Origin of the sequence: Chitinophaga sp., from assembly GCF_039596155.1 — a bacterium.
In the GTDB taxonomy this organism is placed as follows: domain Bacteria; phylum Bacteroidota; class Bacteroidia; order Chitinophagales; family Chitinophagaceae; genus Chitinophaga.
On record NZ_JBCNKF010000017.1, the window covers coordinates 72,769 to 93,707 of the forward strand.

At 45.4% G+C, this 20,939-nt stretch carries 20 protein-coding genes; 12 read left to right on the forward strand and 8 right to left on the reverse strand.

What is annotated here, in order from left to right; genetic code table 11:
- Positions 1 to 5 precede the first annotated feature (5 nt).
- The 6 genes from ABDW33_RS17310 to ABDW33_RS17335 all read left to right on the forward strand — a co-directional run bounded on the left by ABDW33_RS17310 (position 6) and on the right by ABDW33_RS17335 (position 5,562).
- The gene (locus ABDW33_RS17310; RefSeq protein WP_343691339.1) at positions 6 to 1,136 is read left to right on the forward strand and encodes a glycosyltransferase; all 1,131 of its coding nucleotides are present in this window, start codon (positions 6 to 8) and stop codon (positions 1,134 to 1,136) included.
- Positions 1,137 to 1,460: 324 nt separating this feature from the next.
- Positions 1,461 to 2,477: a dehydrogenase gene (locus ABDW33_RS17315; RefSeq protein WP_343691340.1), complete on the forward strand. Its 1,017-nt coding sequence runs from the start codon at positions 1,461 to 1,463 to the stop codon at positions 2,475 to 2,477.
- A gap of 272 nt (positions 2,478 to 2,749) precedes the next feature.
- On the forward strand, positions 2,750 to 3,328 hold the full coding sequence (locus tag ABDW33_RS17320; protein WP_343691341.1) for a D-sedoheptulose 7-phosphate isomerase: 579 nt from the start codon (positions 2,750 to 2,752) through the stop codon (positions 3,326 to 3,328).
- On the forward strand, positions 3,325 to 4,017 hold the full coding sequence (locus ABDW33_RS17325; protein ID WP_343691342.1) for a nucleotidyltransferase family protein: 693 nt from the start codon (positions 3,325 to 3,327) through the stop codon (positions 4,015 to 4,017). Before ABDW33_RS17320 ends, ABDW33_RS17325 begins: the two co-directional genes overlap by 4 nt.
- Complete coding sequence (locus ABDW33_RS17330) at positions 4,014 to 4,556, forward strand: HAD-IIIA family hydrolase (RefSeq protein ID WP_343691343.1); 543 nt, start codon at positions 4,014 to 4,016, stop codon at positions 4,554 to 4,556. The genes ABDW33_RS17325 and ABDW33_RS17330 overlap by 4 nt, the downstream gene beginning before the upstream one ends.
- A 28-nt stretch (positions 4,557 to 4,584) precedes the next feature.
- Positions 4,585 to 5,562 carry a hypothetical protein gene (locus ABDW33_RS17335; protein ID WP_343691344.1) on the forward strand — a complete coding sequence of 326 codons (978 nt, stop codon included), beginning with the start codon at positions 4,585 to 4,587 and terminating at the stop codon, positions 5,560 to 5,562.
- Between the two features lie 4 nt (positions 5,563 to 5,566).
- On the opposite strand, the gene gpmA is transcribed toward ABDW33_RS17335, so the two are convergent.
- The 5 genes from gpmA to ABDW33_RS17360 all read right to left on the reverse strand — a co-directional run bounded on the left by gpmA (position 5,567) and on the right by ABDW33_RS17360 (position 11,930).
- Positions 5,567 to 6,256 (reverse strand): 2,3-diphosphoglycerate-dependent phosphoglycerate mutase, encoded by a 690-nt coding sequence (gene gpmA / locus ABDW33_RS17340; RefSeq protein WP_343691345.1) that lies wholly within the window; start codon positions 6,254 to 6,256, stop codon positions 5,567 to 5,569.
- Between the two features lie 647 nt (positions 6,257 to 6,903).
- The gene (locus ABDW33_RS17345; protein WP_343691346.1) at positions 6,904 to 7,584 is read right to left on the reverse strand and encodes a DsbA family protein; all 681 of its coding nucleotides are present in this window, start codon (positions 7,582 to 7,584) and stop codon (positions 6,904 to 6,906) included.
- A complete protein-coding gene (locus ABDW33_RS17350) occupies positions 7,556 to 8,539 on the reverse strand; it encodes a manganese catalase family protein (RefSeq protein ID WP_343691347.1) in 984 nt (327 codons plus the stop codon). Before ABDW33_RS17350 ends, ABDW33_RS17345 begins: the two co-directional genes overlap by 29 nt.
- 29 nt (positions 8,540 to 8,568) lie before the next feature.
- The gene (locus ABDW33_RS17355; protein ID WP_343691348.1) at positions 8,569 to 9,726 is read right to left on the reverse strand and encodes a zinc-dependent alcohol dehydrogenase; all 1,158 of its coding nucleotides are present in this window, start codon (positions 9,724 to 9,726) and stop codon (positions 8,569 to 8,571) included.
- Between the two features lie 194 nt (positions 9,727 to 9,920).
- Positions 9,921 to 11,930 carry an OmpA family protein gene (locus ABDW33_RS17360; protein ID WP_343691349.1) on the reverse strand — a complete coding sequence of 670 codons (2,010 nt, stop codon included), beginning with the start codon at positions 11,928 to 11,930 and terminating at the stop codon, positions 9,921 to 9,923.
- 211 nt (positions 11,931 to 12,141) lie between these two features.
- On the opposite strand from ABDW33_RS17360, the gene ABDW33_RS17365 reads away from it, so the two are divergent.
- Positions 12,142 to 12,573, forward strand: coding sequence for a response regulator (locus ABDW33_RS17365; RefSeq protein ID WP_343691350.1), 432 nt, complete (start codon positions 12,142 to 12,144; stop codon positions 12,571 to 12,573).
- A gap of 21 nt (positions 12,574 to 12,594) precedes the next feature.
- On the opposite strand, the gene ABDW33_RS17370 is transcribed toward ABDW33_RS17365, so the two are convergent.
- Together ABDW33_RS17370 and ABDW33_RS17375 are read right to left on the reverse strand one after the other, a co-directional pair.
- Positions 12,595 to 14,010: an alpha-L-fucosidase gene (locus tag ABDW33_RS17370; protein ID WP_343691351.1), complete on the reverse strand. Its 1,416-nt coding sequence runs from the start codon at positions 14,008 to 14,010 to the stop codon at positions 12,595 to 12,597.
- A 154-nt stretch (positions 14,011 to 14,164) separates the two neighbouring features.
- The gene (locus tag ABDW33_RS17375; protein ID WP_343691352.1) at positions 14,165 to 15,670 is read right to left on the reverse strand and encodes a S8 family serine peptidase; all 1,506 of its coding nucleotides are present in this window, start codon (positions 15,668 to 15,670) and stop codon (positions 14,165 to 14,167) included.
- A gap of 184 nt (positions 15,671 to 15,854) precedes the next feature.
- Between ABDW33_RS17375 and ABDW33_RS17380 the strand changes: the two genes are divergently transcribed.
- The 5 genes from ABDW33_RS17380 (at position 15,855) to ABDW33_RS17400 (ending at position 20,295) form a co-directional block, all read left to right on the forward strand.
- Positions 15,855 to 16,754, forward strand: coding sequence for a hypothetical protein (locus ABDW33_RS17380; protein ID WP_343691353.1), 900 nt, complete (start codon positions 15,855 to 15,857; stop codon positions 16,752 to 16,754).
- A gap of 141 nt (positions 16,755 to 16,895) precedes the next feature.
- Positions 16,896 to 17,837, forward strand: coding sequence for a glycosyl hydrolase family 18 protein (locus ABDW33_RS17385; protein WP_343691354.1), 942 nt, complete (start codon positions 16,896 to 16,898; stop codon positions 17,835 to 17,837).
- 47 nt (positions 17,838 to 17,884) lie between these two features.
- Entirely contained in the window at positions 17,885 to 18,307 is a 423-nt protein-coding gene (locus ABDW33_RS17390; protein ID WP_343691355.1) for a hypothetical protein, read from the forward strand.
- A 20-nt stretch (positions 18,308 to 18,327) separates the two neighbouring features.
- Positions 18,328 to 18,750, forward strand: coding sequence for a secondary thiamine-phosphate synthase enzyme YjbQ (locus ABDW33_RS17395; protein WP_343691356.1), 423 nt, complete (start codon positions 18,328 to 18,330; stop codon positions 18,748 to 18,750).
- Positions 18,751 to 18,759: 9 nt separating this feature from the next.
- Complete coding sequence (locus ABDW33_RS17400) at positions 18,760 to 20,295, forward strand: M1 family metallopeptidase (protein ID WP_343691357.1); 1,536 nt, start codon at positions 18,760 to 18,762, stop codon at positions 20,293 to 20,295.
- 12 nt (positions 20,296 to 20,307) lie between these two features.
- Here the strand turns inward: ABDW33_RS17400 and ABDW33_RS17405 are convergent, their stop codons facing one another.
- Complete coding sequence (locus ABDW33_RS17405) at positions 20,308 to 20,778, reverse strand: hypothetical protein (protein WP_343691358.1); 471 nt, start codon at positions 20,776 to 20,778, stop codon at positions 20,308 to 20,310.
- Positions 20,779 to 20,939: the final 161 nt, after the last annotated feature.

Consider the following 20,939-nt stretch of genomic DNA (forward strand, 5'->3'; position numbering starts at 1 on the left):
GCCTAATGGGAAGAAAGAAGATACTTATCCTGGGACCCGCCTGGCCTTATCGGGGCGGTCTTGCTGCCTATAATGAAAGACTGGCAGAAGAACTGCAAAAAGATGCAGATGTAGAGATCTGGACATTCACCCTGCAATATCCAAAATTCCTTTTTCCCGGCAAGAGTCAATATGCAACTGAAGCGGCACCGCCTCACCTGAACATCACCCGCAGGATCAATTCTATTAATCCGCTGAACTGGCTGAAGTTAGGACGGCAGATCCGCAAAATGAAGCCGGACCTCATTATTGCCAAATACTGGCTGCCGCTCATGGGACCAGCATTGGGTTCCCTGCTGCGTTTGGGTAAAAGAGGTACTACCAAAGCATTTTCTATTCTGGACAACGTGGTACCTCATGAAAAACGTCCGGGAGATGTGGCGTTCACTAAATATTTCCTGAAACCGGTAGATGCATTCATCGCCATGAGCCAGTCTGTACTGGATGACCTCAAGGTGTTTGAACCTAACAAACCGGTGTCACTCATACCTCATCCGATCTATGACAACTATGGTACACCGATTTCCAAGGCGGCTGCCAGAGCGGTGTTGAAGTTGGACGAGCACAAAAAATACATTCTTTTCTTCGGCTTCATCCGCCAGTATAAAGGGTTAGATCTGCTCATGCGGGCAATGGCCGATGAAAGGCTGAAGCAGCTGGATGTACACCTGATCGTAGCAGGAGAATACTACGAAGACGCGGCTCCTTACCAGGAGTTGCTGGCAAAACTACAACTGGGTGATCGCATTCTCATGCACACCGATTTCATTCCGAACGATGCGGTGAAAAATTACTTCTGTGCTGCTGACCTGGTAGTACAACCATATAAAAGTGCTACCCAGAGTGGTATTTCGCAAATCGCCTATCACTTTGAGAAGCCAATGGTGGTAACAAGGGTAGGAGGATTGCTGGAGATGGTACCGGATAACGTAATAGGTTTTCAATGCGAACCTGAACCGGCAGATATTGCGGCTAAGATTGAACAATACTACCGGGATAACAGGGAAGCAGATATGACTGCGGCAGTTCACGTTGAGAAGCAAAAGTATTCGTGGGACAGACTGGCGAAAGAGATTCTTCGTCTTACCGGATTATAGGAGAGGAATGGAACAAAGGGATTTTTTTGCTGTCAGTATGGTAATTCCTTGAACATATCGGCCGGGAAATGTTTTCCTGGCCGGGTATAGTAAATATTCGTGATCCGGGCTCACAAAGGAGATGCTTTTGCTGACAGTATTTCGGGCCATATATTCTTCTATTGGCTGGACAATAAGCAGCACCTCCTGGCTGGATAATGAGCCGCACCTACAACAAATTGGCGGAGAAATGCCTTCCCGTACAAGTTTATAAGTATATTTTAACGGTTTTTTACATCTTTGGCCGCAGGAATCATTTATCTTGCCGGTCCATATAAATTAAATATGATCTATCGTAGTAAAGCACCATTACGCCTGGGACTGGCAGGCGGTGGTACGGATGTAAGTCCTTATTCTGATATGTTTGGTGGCGCCATTCTGAATGCTACCATCTCTTTATACGCCAGAGCAGCTATTGAGCCAATCGCTGAGAACAAGGTCATCTTTGAATCGGCCGACAGAAAAGAGCAGCTGGAATGCGAAGCCGTTTTCCCACTCACCTGCGATGGCAAACTGGATATCCTGAAAGGAGTGATCAACCGTATTGCGAAAGATTATGGTATTCCTTCTGGTTTTAAATTGACCACATTCGTAGATGCACCGGCGGGTTCAGGCCTGGGTACTTCATCTACATTGGTGGTCGCCATACTGGGTGCCTTTGCGGAATGGCTGAAATTACCTTTGGGTGAGTATGATATGGCACACCTTGCTTACTGCATAGAGAGAGAAGACCTGCAACAGGCCGGTGGTAAACAGGACCAGTATGCAGCTACTTTCGGGGGGGTGAACTTCATGGAATTCTACGGCGATAAAGTGATCGTAAATCCCTTGCGCATCAAGGAGAAATACCTCGATGAACTGGAGAATAACCTGGTGTTATACTACACCTCTACCAGCCGTTTATCCAGCAGCATTATTTCTGAGCAACAGAAGAATGTAACGGAAAAAAAAGAGGCGAGTATAGACGCGATGCATCACCTGAAAGAGCAGGCGGTCATGATGAAAGAGGCGTTACTGAGAGGAGAGATCGATAAGATAGGAGAGATCCTGGACTTTGGTTTTCAGCATAAGAAGAACATGGCAAAGGGTATTTCCAATACTCAACTGGATGAAATTTATGAGGCAGCTAAACGTGCGGGGGCATCAGGCGGTAAGATCTCTGGTGCAGGCGGCGGTGGCTTTATGATATTTTACTGTCCCGGGAATACACGTTATGCTGTAGTAGATGCACTGAGTGCCTTTGGCGGACAGGTGAAACGTTATCATTTCACGCATCAGGGCGTGAATACGTGGACGATGTAGTACAGGAGCATATGCATCAGAGTGTGATTATGGGGACGATGTCGTGCGGAGTAAGTGTTGCAGTTGTGTGCGGCAGGGCGTGATGATGTGAACTATTATTACAGTTGTATGCCTCAGGTAGTGCACATCAGCACCTTGTGTTACTCTTCAAACAGGCACACTTTTTAAAGAAAGGTTAAACGTGCTTATATTACAGATCATGTATCAGACAACCTGGCCATTACCGGAAAGGTAAACATGAACAGGGCGTGGAACTTTTAAATGTAGCAGTAATGACAGAAAAAATAATCAGAACAATTCAGGAAAGCATCGCAGTAAAAGAGGCAATTATAAAGGATGAAGAATTAGTAAGAACCATTGCACAGGTAGCCAGTGTAATGACAGCCTGCTTTCAACAAAACCATAAGGTATTATTTGCCGGAAACGGCGGTAGTGCAGCGGATGCACAACACCTGGCGGCGGAATTTTCCGGCCGGTTTTATAAAGACAGGTCACCCCTGTATTCCGAAGCATTACATTGTAATACATCCTTCCTGACAGCGGTTGGAAATGATTATGGTTACAATGAGGTATATGCCCGCATGCTGCGGGGAATAGGCCAGCCAGGCGACGTGTTTGTCGGCATTTCTACTTCAGGTAATTCTGCGAATATCCTGGAGGCTATCAAAGTGGCAAAATCCAAAGGTATGATCGTGGTAAGTATGACAGGACTCTCCGGTGGAAAAATGAAAGATGGAAGCGATTACTTGCTGAATGTACCTTCTTCCGATACCCCTCGTATCCAGGAGTCGCATATCACTATTGGTCATATCATTTGTGAAATCGTAGAAAATAATCTGTTTGGATCATGATTACAGAATGTATTGTATTAGCCGGAGGGCTTGGTACCCGCTTGCGTAGTGTAGTGGCAGATAAACCGAAGTGCATGGCGCCTGTGGGCGAAGTGCCTTTTATAGATTACCTGTTGCGATACCTGCTGAAGGAAGGTATGACGCACGTCGTATTCTCTTTAGGACACCTGTCAGAGCAGGTAATAGCATATATTGAATCCAACGAATGGGCCATGAAGGTCGATTTTGTGATCGAAGCGGAGCCACTCGGTACCGGTGGTGCAATCATGAATGCACTGGAAGAGCTGGAAGAGGACGAATTCTTTATCATGAATGGAGATACACTATTCAATGTAGACTTGTTCGATTACTCCAACTGGCACCAGGAAAAGGGAAGCAAATTGTCACTGGCCCTTAAACCAATGCAGCAATTTGATCGTTACGGAAGTGTGCAACTGGACGAAAATAACAGGATCACCGCTTTCCTGGAAAAACAGTATTGCGATGAAGGGCTGATCAATGGCGGTATCTACATTGCCAACAGGGAGTACCTGGAAAGCCTGCACCTGCCCGAGAAATTTTCCTTTGAAAAAGATGTACTGGAAACACAGGTAAAAGCCGGGAATGTATACGGTTTTGAAAGTGATTCCTATTTTATTGACATTGGCGTACCTGCAGACTATGAGCGTGCGCAGCAAGAATTGGCATGATAGCAATAGACAAAAGCTGGACATTGTTCCTGGACCGCGATGGGGTCATGAATGAAGAGATCAGGGATGGGTATGTGTTGCGATGGGATATGTTCCGGTTTGCGGAAGGTGTGCTGGCAGCCATGCCTGTTTTAAATGCCCGGTTTGGCCGTATCGTGATCACCACGAACCAGCGATGTATTGGCCGGGGATTACTGACGGAAGAAGGATTACAGACCATTCATCACCATATGCTGGCTGAGATCCGTTTACATGGGGGTAGGATAGATGCTATTTACCATTGTCCGGATGTCAATAATGACAGCCCCTGCCGTAAGCCGCAATCAGGTATGGCCATGCAGGCAAAGGCAGCGTTTCCGGAGATAGATTTCAGTAAATCAGTAATGGTGGGCAATACCATGGGGGATATGAAATTTGGGAAGCAGTTGGGAATGACAACGGTATTTATCCCTTCTACAAAACCGGAGCAGGCATTTCCTGATCCGATGATCGATTTTAAGTGTGACAATTTATTGGAATTTTCGAAGGTCATACAATAAATTTGTTTCATATAACGTAAATAAGGCTATGAAGAAAGTGCGCATAATTGGGTTATCCTGTCTGTTGTTTATAGCGGCCGCTGTGAAAGGCCAAAGAATCAAGACTGCTGACGCTGCGTTGCTGAACGCACAACAGGATTCTCTGAAATACTTATCTGACCTTATCTTACGTGGCAGGGATGAAGATGCCCGCCAGAATGCCAACGACCGCTTTATTCCCAAGCTGGTACAGGCACTGAAAACCCCGAATTCTTTCTATTTTCCTTTTGATTCTGTTACGACGATCTCTATACAATATCCGCAGGACAGTACCTTCCGCATCTTTACATGGGGGGTTGAGAGTGAGAACACCTTTTTCCACCATTATGGTGCGATACAGATGCGTACTGAGGATGGGAAGTTAAAATTGTTCCCGTTGTTCGATGCGTCGGACTATATTCTCAATACGGATACAATTACGGATAATAAGAACTGGTATGGTTGTATGTATTATAAGATCCTGCAGCGCAGGTTTTTTAATACAGATTATTATACATTGTTTGGCTGGGATGCAAATAATATGCGGAGCCAGAAGAAACTGATTGAGATGCTGTCATTCAAGGATGGCAAGCCTGTGTTTGGTGGACCGTTCTTTAGTTTTGCAGAGGATAGTGTGCCCAGGCCGTTGAAGAACCGGTTCATACTGGAGTATAAAAAGGATGGAACGGTGAGCCTGAGTTATAATCAGGAGATGGATATGATCGTGTATGACCACTTGATTTCCGAGACGAATCAGCCGGGTAAACCGTCTACTTTTGTATCAGACCTGGATTATGAAGGGTTTAAATGGAAAGGTGGGAAGTGGGTGCATATTGACAAAGTGTTTCATGATGCGCTGCAGTTAGGGAAGTATCCCGTGGGGCAGCCGCTGGATATGAAGAGGAAAGACCTGACCAAACCGCGGACGGCAGAGGAAATGAATGAGGAGACCATACAGCAGCAACCGTCGAAGAAGAAGCCAAAATAATGGCTTATTGTAAATAATAATGCCTGATCCGGCTTAAATCATCATTTAACTCATACACCCACGGTGTACCGGTAGGAATATCCAAATCCGTTACCTCCTCATCAGTCAGATGATCAATATACTGTATCAGCGCACGTAAGCTGTTTCCATGTGCCACAATAATCACCTGCCTGTGTTGACGAAGTACTGGTATAATTGTATTTGTCCAATAAGGAAGTACCCGATCCATCGTTTCACTCAGGTTCTCTGTAACCGGTAACTCACCCGGCAACAAATCCTTATACCTTGGATCATTCCCGGGAAAACGGGGATCTGTTTTTTCCAGCACGGGGGGATGTTCATGCGGATCTCTTCTCCATTTATGTACCTGTTCCGCACCATACTGTTTCACCGTCTCCGCCTTATTCAACCCCTGCAATGCGCCATAAAACCGCTCATTCAGCCGCCACGATTTCTGCTCAGGAATATATAACTGATTCATTTGCTCAAGCGCTAAATGCAATGTCTTAATCGCTCTCTTAAGTACAGATGTAAAAGCGACGTCAAAATGAAAACCATTATCGGCCAGTAATTTACCGGCATGTATGGCCTGTTCAACCCCCGTTTGGGATAAATCTACATCTGTCCATCCGGTAAACCTGTTTTCCAGGTTCCAGACGCTCTCACCGTGGCGTAGGAGTACTAATTTCTGCATGCAGACAGATGCGCAAAAATGATGCTATTTTTTATGCCCGCATACCTCTCTTAATGTGTCTTATGTTTCCTATGGCGCCTCCACCTGCTTCTCAGGTAGGTCGCTGCCCGCCGTTTTAATTACATCGACCGGAAAGGAATGGTGTTACAGGAGAAGCTTAAAACGAAGTGCTTCGTCGTTCATTTTAGCAAAGGTGGCGCCCGCAAATCCTTTGTGGTATTCGGTTTGGCGAACTTGTCATTTGCCCGGTGGCACTATTTATGAAAGAATAAGTAAAACATATTCTATGCTCGTACCATTCATCGCACTAGCTGTAGTTGTCATAGGTGTAATTATCTATATTATCACGCAGGCAAGTAGAAAAACCCGTGATCAGGGTAACAGGTGACACAAAAAAAACAAGAGGTTGAGTCAAAAGTAATTTGAAAGCTTCGGAATTTTTATAAGAAATTTCGTTCTTTCAGTACCCGAATCAAATCAGGTAATTATTACTTTTGACTACCTCCTGCAGCATTCATGAAACGACCTGGTCAACATTGAGAATTGTTCAAAACTCTTAGTCACAGCACTAGGATTATGAATTGGCTAGAAATTATGCAGCCTATAGTCAATTATAGGCTTCCTATTTGACAGAGATATATAATACATCAGCCATTTAGCAATTTTTCCAATCCTTTTGCCACAGCCTCAAATGGCCGGTTTCCAGTAAGCAGCAGCGCCTGTCCTGATATCCGTGAAGTCAGCAACAACGACGGAAAACGTTCAATCCGCCTGTAACTCACTTCCTGCAGGTCAGCTCTAAAAGCATCTACAGTAGCTTTGCAGCCCAACTGTATGCCAAACTTCTCCGCAGAAAAGCTTTCCGGATATGCATTTTCAAGCGCCGCCGCAATGTCGAGCAGTACCTCTTTCCTGGCAATATTTTTCCCTTTTACCATGACAGCTTCCCATAAGAGCCGAAGATATTTCTTCTCCATCTCCTGCGATTGTAAAGCCGCTGTTTTCACAGCCACACAAGCCGGATAGGAAGATGCCGGGGGATCTTTAAACCAGATCTTATCGTCAATAGCAGCTCCCGTCATTTGCTTAGCCTGCATCCATATGGGCCCCATTTGTAAAGGACGGGAAACTGCCTGCACCGGATCGTGGTAACGCTTCCAGTCAGCTAACATGCCCCCCATACAATATCGCAGGGAAATCATATCACCATACTCCACATTCATTTGCTGCAGTACCGGCTCAAAAGCCCAGCTCCAGCAACATAGTGGGTCGGTGTAACACACAACTTCTATTGCAGTACTATTTTTTATTTCTACGCTTGCTGCCATTTTCCAGTTCCTGATCTTTTGCTGACTGACTCCATACCTGTTCACCAATAGGCACTGCCATATTAATCTCTTCACTCCGCTGTGCACTCATACCGGCATTGATTTCATCGACACCTTGCAGTGTTCTGGCAGTTCCTTTAGGCTCGATATCTGTCAGACCATTCGTTTTGAGTACATAGCTTACAGGATCTTCTATAAACTGCCAGGTTTCGCCCAGCTGTGAAGATTCTCCCTCATTCCAGGGTCCTCTGATATCTGCGCCACTGCTCATGTTAAAGTATAAATTGCTGTAGCGTGGATCAGATTGTAACACCCCAGGCGGGAAGTTCGGCTGAATCGTTTCCAGCGCTGCCTCAAACATCTGGTAGTGTGCCACCTCTCTTGTCATCAGGAAATTGAGGGTTTCTTTTACGTAAGGGTCATCGGTAAATTGTAACAGGTATTCATAAGTGATCTTGGCCCGTGACTCTGCTGCTATATCAGAACGAAGATCTACCGTGAGGTCTCCATTACAATCGCCGTTGATGTAGGCGGCAGACCAGGGTACCCCCTGACTGTTTGTATACGCCGGTCCTCCTGCTGATGTGGTCAGGAATTGTGGCGCTATCAGCGATTTATGAATAATTTCTTCTTTCGCTTTTCTGCCATCCAGCATCTGCATGATCTCTGATTCATCGGCAGCTTTTTTCAGATCGCCATTCACCCCCTGTAGTAACATCTGGATCGTAGCACCTACTATCTCAAGGTGACTAAACTCCTCTGTTGCGATGTCCATTAGCAGGTCGTATTTGTCAGGGAATGGGTTTCTGGCCGCAAATGCCTGTCCGAAATACCGGAGGGCTGCTGCCAGTTCTCCATTTGCGCCCCCAAATTGTTCCAGTAACAATGTAGCAAACGCAGGGTCGGGTTTAGATACCCTTGCATTGAATTGAAGGTCTTTTACGTGGTAAAACATGCTTGTAATAGTTTAAATGATTAAACAAATCAGGGTTTGAGTATAACCTTTACACAGTCGTCTTCCTTGTGTTTAAAAATGTCATATCCATGCGATACCTGGGCTAAGGGTAACTGATGGCTTACGATATCATGCAAAATGACTTTTCCCTGTTCAATGAGTTGCAGAAGATGATCGATGTAGTTAGTAACCGGCGCCTGCCCAAACTGCATCTTGATTCCTTTGTCAAAGATCCGGTGCACCGGGAAGTTATCGTAAGGGCTGCCGTATACCCCTACTACTGTAACAGTTCCCCCTCTGCGCACCGCTTCAAAGCACTGCTCCAATACTTTCATTGTACCTTTTTCAAAGTTCACGACGGCTTTTACTTTGTCGAAGAAGGAGCGTTCTGCTTCTGTACCGACCGCATCCACACACACATCAGCACCACGCCCTCCGGTCATCTCACGGATCGCTTCCACCACATTTACTTCATGTGGATTCAGGGTTTCAACATTGTTCACTGTTCTGGCCTTGTTCAGCCTGTAATTCAAAGGATCGATGGCAATGACTCTGCCTGCTCCCTGCAGCCATGCAGCTTTTTGGGCCATCAGGCCTACCGGACCGGAACCGAAAATAGCGACTGTTTCTCCGCCCTTTAATTGTGCCCAGTCAATCGCCGCCCAGCCTGTAGGAAAAATATCTGTGAGAAATAATACCTGTTCGTCAGAAAGAAAGCCGGGTACCAGGCGTGGACTCACATCCGCATAAGGTACACGGACATATTCAGCCTGCCCGCCGCTATATCCACCATATAGGTCTGTATAGCCGAACAGTGCGCCTCCTTTACCTTTCAGCATATCACCTTCAGGACCATAATTTTCAGGATTGGAATGCTCACAGGCAGTAGGAAGCTTGTGCTGACAGAAATAACATTGCCCACAGGCAATAGGAAAAGGAACAACAATCCTGTCGCCAGCTTTAAACCTGGTGACACCACGACCAGTCTCTTCCACGATACCCATGAACTCGTGGCCCATGACCATATCTTTGCCCTGCGGAAAAAAGCCGTCATATATATGTAGATCTGAGCCGCAAATTGCTGTCGAGGTAACTTTCAGAATGAGATCCGTATCCTTTTCTATAATCGGGTCTGCTACACTATCATAAGAGATCTTACCGGGATGGTGGAATACTGCTGCTTTCATATTGTTCTTTTAGAATAGAACAAGGGGCAAAGACAGGGCCATGCCATTTTTAACAAACAATACCGGTTGAGGGCGCCAATACAATGTTTCTAATCATACACATAACAGGAAAATAAAAGAAATATAGCGTAACCCAAATAAAAAAGCGGCTCAATGCAAACCATTGAACCGCTTATTATCAAACACCATCCTTCTTATCGATCAAACACTTCAAATTCTGTCCTTCTATTGGCCTGATGTTCTTGTTCCGAACAATGCACACCGTTTGCGCAACGGTTAATTAATCTCGTTTCACCATATCCGGTCGCTGTCATACGCTCTTTTGCGATGCCTTTGGATATGAAATATTGTAATACTGACGCAGCTCTCTTCTGCGATAACTTCATGTTATAATTGTCATCTGAACGGCTGTCTGTATGGAAACCCATTGCCAACTTCCAGGATGGATTTTCCTTCATCAGCGCGATCAGCTTATCCAGTTCTTTTGCCGCATCCGGCCTTACAGCCGATTTACCCAGATCGAAGTATACATTGGCCGGATTGAAGCGGTTTCCTAAATCAATTTTATGCCCCGTCACGTTTGCTTTTGCAATGATCAAAGGCTTTTTCTCCGGTGCGGTGACCTGTTTGATTTCGATCTTTTGGAGGAATACATCCTGGTGTAAGATCTGCGATTCTGTCAGCCCGTTTGTTGTGACCACTGCATTTTCGGAAGGACTGTACGTTACCCTGTTGGCATTCAGACCGTAGTCAGACAAGCTATCGAGTACAAATTTGTAATTACCTTCCTCATCTGTTTCAGCTGTCACCACATGGCCCGTCACTTTGTTCGCCAGGGTAACCGTCGCATTGCTCAGGGGGGCCTTCGTCACTTTATCAAATGCTTTCCCTTCCAGGCTGAACACCAGGATTTTCCAGGGTGTAAAGCGGTAAATATCATCACTGCCATAACCACCTGGCCTGTTCGATGAGAAATACAAGGATTTGCCTGTGTTGTAAGCTGGACTGAAATCATCCTGCGCACTGTTGACAGGGTACCCCATATTCTTCACCGCCCACTGACCATCTTTCTGCGTGGCGGAGAAGATGTCCAATCCGCCAACACCAGGTCTGCCATCTGTTGCAAAATAAAAAACGCCGGTGCTATCCATGAACGGTGTCCGCTCGCTACCTGCAGTATTGATGGATGGGCCCATATTGACAGGAGTTTCCCATTTGCCGTCTTTACCACGTGTACAGTAATAAATATCTGTTCCTCCCAAGCCACGTGTGCCATAGTCGGCTACAAAATAAAGTGTACGTCCGTCTGCACTGATGAAAGGATCACCTACACTGTAATCAAAGATCTCATTATATGGAAAGCTGTCTATTTCCCAGTTGCCATTCGTATTGTTCCATTTGGCTGCTTTTAATGCGACGTTCAGGGTGTACAGCTGCTCTGCAAAACGACCTTTCTTCTTCACCATATTTGTCACAGCATAATACATGGTATTTCCATCAGCTGTATATGTTGCTTTTGCACTGTGGTAGTCGCCATTTACATTACGTGAAAGCAGGCGGGTAGTGCTGCTGTCAAATCCATCGCTTTCATACAGGTGAAGATAGCTGCGGCCTGTAAAACCGTATTTCTTCCTGCTGATATTAGAATTGTTAAACAACCGGTCATGACGCAATGAATCATAAGGACGATCAGATGCAAATACAAGGCGTCCGTTTCTGAAACCGGTACCCCAGTCTGCCCATTGCGTGTTCATGGCTTTCAGGTTTTCCAGGTCGCCTTTCACAGGTTTCATTTTCCACTTCACGGCACTGTCACAACCTTGTTTCATACTGAGCGCCAGTGCATCATTCGGTTGCTTAGCCAGGTAGCCGTTGAGTACTTCGTTCGCATCCCCATATTTTGCATTGTTGATCAGTACTTTTGCATAGTGTAGTTCATCGTTGGCCGTATGCTCCGGAAGTACTACCAGCTTATGGTACCAGGGTTCAGCGGCTACATAGTCATTCAGTAACTGGTAGCTATCTGCAACACCACGCGCTGCCCTGACTGTTACCTTTTTACTGAAGGCCTTCTTGTACAAAGGAATGGCAGCACTATAATTATATAAGGATGCCTGTTTATCTGCTTCTTTTAAAACATATTGTGCATTCGAAAGGGAGGCAGAGAGCAGCAAGATGCTGAACAGTGCAATCTTTTTATTCATATACAGGGAGAACGGTTAAAAAATGGATCCGTAGGATCAGTTTCACATAGGTCAAAAAGCTGCAACCTTTCATCTCATATCGCATTGCAAAATTACCGAGGGACTGGTCTACATCACATAGTAGATATTCTATAAGCCTGTAGTAGAAGTACTACAAATGGGGAAAATCTATTATTCTAGTTTTGTAGCATGTAATCATATGCCTTTATTGATGAAAACTATTTTGATAGCATTAGACCCATCTATCTTCAGCTATGGACTTAAACAGATCATAGCTACGATGCCCCTGCCAACAGACATTGAAACAACCGATACCTGCGATGATGCCCTGACCCTTTTGGATACCCGGTGTTTTGATTTACTTATCACTGACCTGCATCCCGATTTACTGGGGCCGGTTAAGGCCAAATGTCCCGGCATCAGGATCATGATCTACACCGCTGCAGATGAAAAGACCTTTGCGATTGACAATTTACTGGCGGGTGCCGATGGTTACCTGAGTAAGAGTGCGAAGAAAGAAGAAATGGAGTATGCAGTACGAACAGTACTAAACGGGGAGAAGTATATGAGTGCTACGGTGCGGCAGGAAATGCTGGACCAGCTCTGGCAAAAGAAAAGAGCTGGCCACAAAGGTATTTATTAACCGGTGGCCAGCTCTGGTATATTAAGCTTCTACTTTGAACGTAGCGGCGTATTTCAGGCCACTTTGCTGCTGTAAATTTTTCGGTATTCTGATCTCCAGTTTACCGTTGTTGAGTTTCCAGCTCAGCTTAGCTTTGGTTCCCAGCAAGGTGACACGTTTGATCTTTGCAGGCTTTTCGAAGGCGAATGCAACTGTCTCAGGCAGTTTCACCACATCGCTGTCAGAAGTGAAGAATGCATAGGTAGCAGAGCTATCTTTACGCTGTGTATAAAACACATTATTGTCTGAATAAGGTGCTACCGGGCGGGAAGCATGAATACCTTCGCCGTTGATCTTCATCCATGCACCGATGTCAGCCAGTCTTTCGTAAGCCTGCGGCGTCCAGTCTCCTTTTGCACTGGGGCCGATATTCAGCAGGAAGTTACCCCCTCTGGATACGATCTTCACCAGCAGTGTTACCAGTTTCAGGGAAGACTTCATCTGATCGGTATGGGTATAAGTCCAGCTGTCACCCATAGACATGCAGGTTTCCCATGGGTAGGGAAGGGGCTTTTCAGGCAGGGTTTGTTCCGGTGTGGCATAGTTTTCAAACTCGCCCGGTACTTCCCTGTCTACTACGATCAGGCCCGGTTGGTTCTTACGACCCATAGCAGCGATCTTTGGCATGTCGATCTCCTGTTTGCCACCTGGTCTTACCCAGCCACCGTCCAGCCAGAGAATGTCGATAGAACCGTAGTTGGTCATCAGCTCTTCAATCTGACGGTAGGTATATTCTTTAAATGCAGCCCATTTCTCAGGATACATTTTGATATTGTAGTTGGTATTACGGCCCATTACCGGGTAATATTTCCACCAGAAATCCTGGCTATGCCAGTCCGGTTTGGAAAAATATGCACCGATCATAAAACTGTCCTTACGGAAAGTATCAAAGATCTCCTTCGCAATGTTTGCCCTCGGATTTTTAGAGAAAGGTACGTTCGGAGCGGTGATCTTGTAGTCCGTTTGCTTTGTATCGAACATACAGAAACCATCGTGGTGTTTGGTAGTGAATACCACGTAGTTCATGCCTGCATTTTTAGCGGCTTTTGCCCATTTCTCCGGGTTGAAGTCTACCGGGTTGAACTCATTCGGCAATTTTTCATAGGCTTCGCGATATACGTTGTAATCTGCGGAATAAGGCCCTTTTCTCACCACCCAGTCGTCAGGGCAGATGCTCCAGCTCTCCACTTCTTCCCAAATGGTATAAGGCCCCCAGTGCATAAATAAGCCAAAGCGCTGGTCCTGCCATTTATCCAGTTTTTTGATCACCAGGGGATCAGTGGGAGCCACATAGTCCTTGGACATGTGGTGCAAGCCATCAGTTTCCTGGGCTGTTGCTTGTTTTACAGACAGCATAGCTGCAAATAAAACGGAGCAAGCAACGATTGTTTTCTTCATGTATTCGACCTGTTTTAATTTCAGCCACTAAGATGCGGAATATTGGTGGTTTGAGTGCGCATATTTTACCTGATATTGATAGAAAAAGAAAAAAACGCTTCTGCCTGGAGGGCAAAAGCGTTTTCTTTTGGTTGTATATGGAAGGGGTTAGTCGTTATTTAACGGCCTTCGCAGCATTTACCTGGCCGTCGCCGAAATATTTATCCTTGCCCGGAGCGCCATAGTCGGTAGAGGAGGCTTTCAGCACCAGGTCTACCAGTAATGGATTGGCGAAAGGATATTTCTGGTAGATCAGCGCGGCGACTGCAGCAGCATGCGGAGATGCCATACTCGTACCGGCAGACCAACCGTAGTAGTAAGTGCCGGAAGCTTCATCCCAGAAGCCGATATTGAATATGAAATCAAAGAGATACTCATAGTTGATAATACCGCCTACACTCACAATAGTGGTGTTTACAGGCAGGCTGTAGTTACCACCCGGAGCAGCATAGTGAATGAATGGCTTGCCATAGTTGGTAAAGATAGATGGGAGGTACAGGGAGGTATCCTGGTTGATACCCCATCCCAGCGGACCGGTAGATGAAATAGCCAATACACCTAAAGCCGCAGCAGGGTAGGTGATAAAGCGTTTTTCTGTATCATAGTCATAACCATTGTTACCGGCAGCTGCTATCACAGTAGTACCATTCAGGGTAGCATAGAGGGTGGCCCTGTTGATCGCTGTGATCAGTTCTTTTACGTCACGGTTATATTCTACCACATAGTCGTCAGAGGGATCATCGGGTGTCCCGTTATCATCCGTGAAGGTCTTGAGCGGCAGTTCACCACCCAGGCTCATGTTGATCACTTTTGCACCATGGTTGGTGGCATAGAAGATTCCGTCTATGATATTGCTGAAGGCACCGGAACCGGCATCGGACAATACTTTTACGAGTATCAGTTTCGCTTCGGGAGCCACACCGGCTACCCCATTGGAATCTTTCACAGCGGCAATTGTGCCTGCTACGTGGCTACCGTGGCTGAAACCTTCAGCACCATGGTATTGTACTTCTTCACCCTCTACAAAACTATGGGTGAGAATGATGTTAGGTTTAATTTCAGGATTGTTAAGCAGGAATCCACCATCGAGTACGGCTACCTTCACACCTGTACCTTTATACCCTTTGCCCCATGCTTCGGGGGCATGAACGGCCTGCAGGCCCCATTGCAGGAAACTATATCTGTCAGTGAGCGGAGCACCGGATTTAGCGTAGGCATGTGAAGGAGCTGTAGTACCGGTGCTGGAGCCATAAGGAATGGAAGAGCGGAAATTGCGCTCTGGCAGGCGCCAGTTCTGTACGATATCCACAGATACAGATTGTACTCCGGGCACCCTTCTCGCCTTTTCAGGGAAGGTCGGATCGGGTGTTTGTACACGAATAAAGCCTAATTCCTTATTCGCTTCTTTAAATACAAACTTCTTTACGCCAAGACTGGAGATGGCCTCCGAGATGGCGCTCTGATCAATGTTTTGCTCAGTAAGAATGAGGAATCCTCTGTCTTGTTTCGGGGTTTTTACCAGCCCTTTGGCCAGTTTCACTTCCTGCGTGTCTTTGGAACAGGCTGCCAGTAACAGTAAAAGTAAGAGGTGGAATGATAAAGGCGATAGATTTTTTTTCATGTGGTTTTGGTTTAACAATTATTGAATTTGGGTCATGGTTGAATAGTCAGGGTCTTCGAAAAACACGAATAGCGTTATAGGTGGTATTTTTATGCTATGGCTTTCAAGGGTATTATGAATGTACTTAATTACTTTGAAATTTCAATATAATTTATTTGTACTTTACATCGCTAAATTAAGTCACGTGAAATCATTCGTTAGTTTACTCCTTTGCCTGTTGTATTTAACTACAAATGCACAACAGGCCAAAGATCCCGCCACTTTAGTACAGGAATGGAATGCAGCCAACAACAAGCAGGATATCGGTATGCTCATTCTGTTTTATGACAATGAAGTATTGTTTTATGGAACCAAACTGAAAAAGCAGGATTGTATTGCCGGCAAACTGTCCATCTTTAAAAAATACCCAACACTCGATCAGCAGATTGCCGGTCCGGTAAAATCAGAGACACTGGATAACGGGGACGTAAAATGTAGTTTTGACAAGGCGGTCAATACCAGTGGCACAACCAAAACATATGCGTCATATCTGGTGTTTCATAAGGTAAACAATGCCTGGAAAATAATAGCAGAGAGTGACCTGACCACCGATGCCAATGTAGAAAAGAGGAAAATGAAAGCCAAAGGCGCCGTGTTGTGTGACGTAGATGGAGATGGTGTTAAAGAGTATGCTTATTTAACACCGGCACCTATTGACACCACCAAAGAAATGACTTGCCTGGATGATAGTTGTACCTCGGTTATTCGTTTCTCTAACAAGGCGATCCCTGAACTGAGAATTTCAAACTGCCTGGATGCAACAGTAGATATCCTGGGTGACCTGAATAACGACGGCAAAGACGAAATTGGCATTAACCCGCAATGGTGGACCAGCTGCTGGAGTGGCTATCATGTATATACTTTGAAGAATGGAAAATGGATCAATGCGGTACCAGTGATTTCTACACATTGTAACCAGTGGGAAGAAGGGGTAAAGCCAATTCAGAAAGATCCCAAAAAGCCTGGTTATGTGATCATTCATTACAGCCAGCTCACAGACGATGATATTGTTACCAAAACCAAATCAATTCCTATCATTAAATAAATTTTTAGCATCCCGCGCATAAATTTTTGCGGATTGCGTTCTCATTAATACAATTCTTTTTTCCAAAGCATAATAGGGGCTAATATCAGCATCAGGCTGGTGTTAGCTCTTTTTCATTTATTCAAAAAAAGGTACTGTCTCATGACACGCAATTCCAGTAAATTTCCACGACTCCTGGTCCTATTTGTTATTTTCGTCGCCTGCTGTAAAAAGGAACACACGAACACAACACCGTCTCCTGCAACTGATACGCCTGTTTTGCTTACACAACGTCCGCTGATGGTTGAATACTGGGGTGGCTGCTGTTATGATCGCAATGATGTAGGCCCCCTGGATGCTATACCTGATAGCGTAGATGTGGTGAACATCTTTACACTTGGTATAGGTAAAACGACGAACGGTAGCTGGGAATTCGAGCACAGGGGTGTATCGGGTTACAATGACTGGAATGATGTATTGACTAAGGCACACGCACTGCAAAAGAAAGGAATCAGGATAGTTTGTACGTCCTTTTCCGGCAACATGGTCAATTTATCGGGTGCAGAAGCCGCAAAAATGGCTGCCATCGTCAAAGATTCTCTGGATAAATGGCAATTGGACGGCGTGGATCTGGACCTGGAATACAGTGGTGCTACTACGAAGAATATTGACAGCGCTGTGATTGCTTTAGGTAAGTACCTGGGTCCGGACTCGAAGACCGGCAGGATACTGTCTGTTGTAGATTATAATAACTACAACATCAACCAGATCAAACGTACCAATAAATATATAGACTATGTAATGACGATGTCTTACTGGAATACAGCTGCACAGGTCCTGAATATCGTAAAGTCATACGGCGCGGCTATCGGGAACAACAGGAACGTACTGATCGGCGTAGGACAGGGGTGCGCGATCACTGCGGGACAGGCAACGCCGGCAGGGCAGGAGACAAAGATTGCTGATACCCTGCGAACAGCATCACCCGGATCAGGTATGATGGAGTTTGTATTTGGCTGCAGTTATCATCATAAAGATGCCAATGGGAATATTACAAAGGATATTTCATATACACAGCAAATCATCAGGCACCTGAAAAAATGAGTTTTTCAATCGCTTTTGCCTAAATTTAGGCAAAAGCGATACCTATAATGAAACTGTACTTACTGCTATTTTCCACGTTATTGTTTGCCTGCGGGCCATCCGTTACCCAACAACCCGCTAACCATTTAATGGGTACCTGGAGACTATTGAACCAATATTCAATTGCCAAAGGGGATACGACCATTACCGATTATACAAAGGATCAGGAGATGATCAAGATAATCAACGACACACATTTTGCATTTCTGAAACATGGCAGCGCATTCGACGCTGGTGGAGGCCGCTATACCCTGAAAGGCGACCAGTATACTGAACACCTGGAATTTTATAATAACAAAGACTGGGAGGGAGGCGTGTTTAATTTCACCATTAGTATTCATGGTGATACGCTGATCCAGAAAGGCATTGAAAAGGTAGAAGGCGCCGGTGTAGATCATGAAATCATAGAGCATTACATCAAAGTAAAGTAGTAATGGCTTAATTTCGGTGCATGAAAGTATACCAGGCATCGATACAACTACGCGCAAGAGCCCGAGGGTTTCATCTCATTACAGCTGAAGTGTTGCAGGCTATCCCTCAGCTGAGGGAGATCAGGACCGGCATGTGCCAGGTATTCATTCAGCATACCTCTGCATCGCTGACCATCAATGAGAATGCTGATCCGACAGTAAGAATAGACTTCGAGACCTATTTTAATAAGGCAGTGCCTGAAAACGACCCTGACTACGAACACAACGACGAAGGGCCGGACGATATGCCTGCACACCTGAAAGCGGCCATGCTGGGCAGCTCTGTGATGATACCGGTCACAAATGGCCGGTTTAATCTCGGCACCTGGCAGGGAATTTATTTGTGCGAACACCGGGATTATGGTGGGGCGAGAAGTTTAGTAATAACAGTCTGGGGAGAATAAAAAATGATCATGAGAAAAGCATTTATCATTGGCCTGTGTGCCTTGTGGCTTACCAGCGCCAGGGCGCAGCAGGTAGATGTACAGCATTATGGAATAGACCTGACGCTGAATGATACCACGAATCGGATAGAGGGGAAGGTGACCATCACGGTAAATTATCTGCAAAAGACAAACAGCTTAAAATTTGATCTGGCAGGAATGAAGGTAAGCGAAGTACATGCCGGCTCAAAATCATTCCAATTTGAGCAGGATGCAAATTCCCTCTATATAAAAGTAAATGCAAAAGCAGGCGATAAAGCTGCTTTTACTATAGTGTATGCCGGTACACCCAAAGATGGCCTGATCATTTCCAGAAATAAATACGGGGACAGAACCTTCTTCACCGATCATTGGCCAGACAGGGCACATCAATGGTTACCCTGCATAGACCATCCTGCGGACAAGGCCACCGTCAGTTTTACGATCACGGCACCCGACCATTATACAGTGGTGGCGAATGGGGCAAAGGTGTCAGAACAACACTTGCCGGGAAACCTGAAAAGAACCCGGTATGAAGAGCAGGTACCGCTGGCCACAAAGGTCATGGCAATAGCGGCAGCTGATTTTACTGTTACGCATGCCGGTGATGTCGGGAACATACCAGTGTACAGTTATGTATTCAGGGAAGATGCAGCGCACCAGGGGTATGCACGAGCTACGAAGATCTTACCCTTTTTTATCCGGCAGGTAGGTCCCTTTCAATTCGAAAAGCTGGCGAATATTCAGTCTAAAACGATATTTGGCGGGATGGAAAATGCGGGGGCTATCTTTTATGCAGAGAACTCTGTTGGCTATGAGCGACTGGAATCTCTGCTGGCACATGAAATAGCCCACCAGTGGTTTGGAGATGCGATTACCGAAACGGATTGGCAGCATCTGTGGCTGAGTGAGGGGTTTGCCACTTATATGACGTTGTTGTATATGGAGCATACATATGGAAGTGATACCCTGCAATCTTCACTGAAAGAAGATAGAGAGAAAATTATCGGGTTTGCAAAAGAGCGGAAAACACCTGTAGTAGATACAACTGTGCATAGTAATTACATGCAGTTGCTGAATGCAAATAGTTATGAAAAAGGTAGCTGGGTGTTACACATGTTGAGAAGGAAGATAGGAGATGCGCCTTTCTGGGCGGGTATTCGCCAGTACTTCAAAGATTACAACGGCCGGAATGCATGTACAGATGATTTCAGGAGGGAAATGGAAAAGGCAAGTGGACAGGACCTGCAGCCTTTCTTTACGCAATGGTTATACACGTCCGCTATGCCGGAGTTGCAGGTGAACCTGGGGTACAATGAAAGTACCCATACTGTAAAAATGGAAGTCGTGCAGCAGCAGGCTACGTTATTTGAGTTCCCGCTGGAATATACACTGGACAAGACGAAACCGGTACAAACAGTACAGGTGAAGGATAGAATAACTACAATTATGATACCGGCAGCCACAAAGCCTGCCGGCATTTGGCTGGATCCGGATACGAATTTGCTGGCGGATATTGCGAAGTAGGTATCGACGTCCTTACTTCCGCAGCACTTTTTCCAACTCATACAATCTTCTCCTTAGCTCGGTCAGCTCTACCTCCAAAAGGTCTACTTTTTCACTCAGCAGGTACTGGTTGTAGTCAGAAATAATAGAAAGCTCTCTGAGCTTTGGAAAGAGATCGTGTTTGAAAAAGTGAAGCCCGGTTTCCTCCCCGAAAAACTCGTGGGCAGTCTTGGTTAAATGATTGTACAAACAATAGCGGAGACCATCAGAACTATGCGTCCAGGGGCTGATATACAACAATTCCCAGTTATTGATCCGCAACAATTCCACATCTCCTTTCTCATTGACAAATTGATAAGTTGTCGACTCCACATAACCATTCGGTTTTAGTGTATCCGTTGTCATTAAAATGTAGGAATATTCCGGAAGTATAGAGACCGATTCCAGGGAATGCAAGGGACTGTAACTACCATCTCCAAATATTGCATAGTATCTCACCATCATTTTCTATTGATTTAAATCATTCACATAACCTCTATAAACCTTGACACTGAGGGCGATATGAATTTAATACAATTGAAACGAAAATATACCAAATATAAAAAAAGTATCTGATACGGGACTGTTCTGAGCAAATTATTTACAATTCTGGACCAAAACCGTTC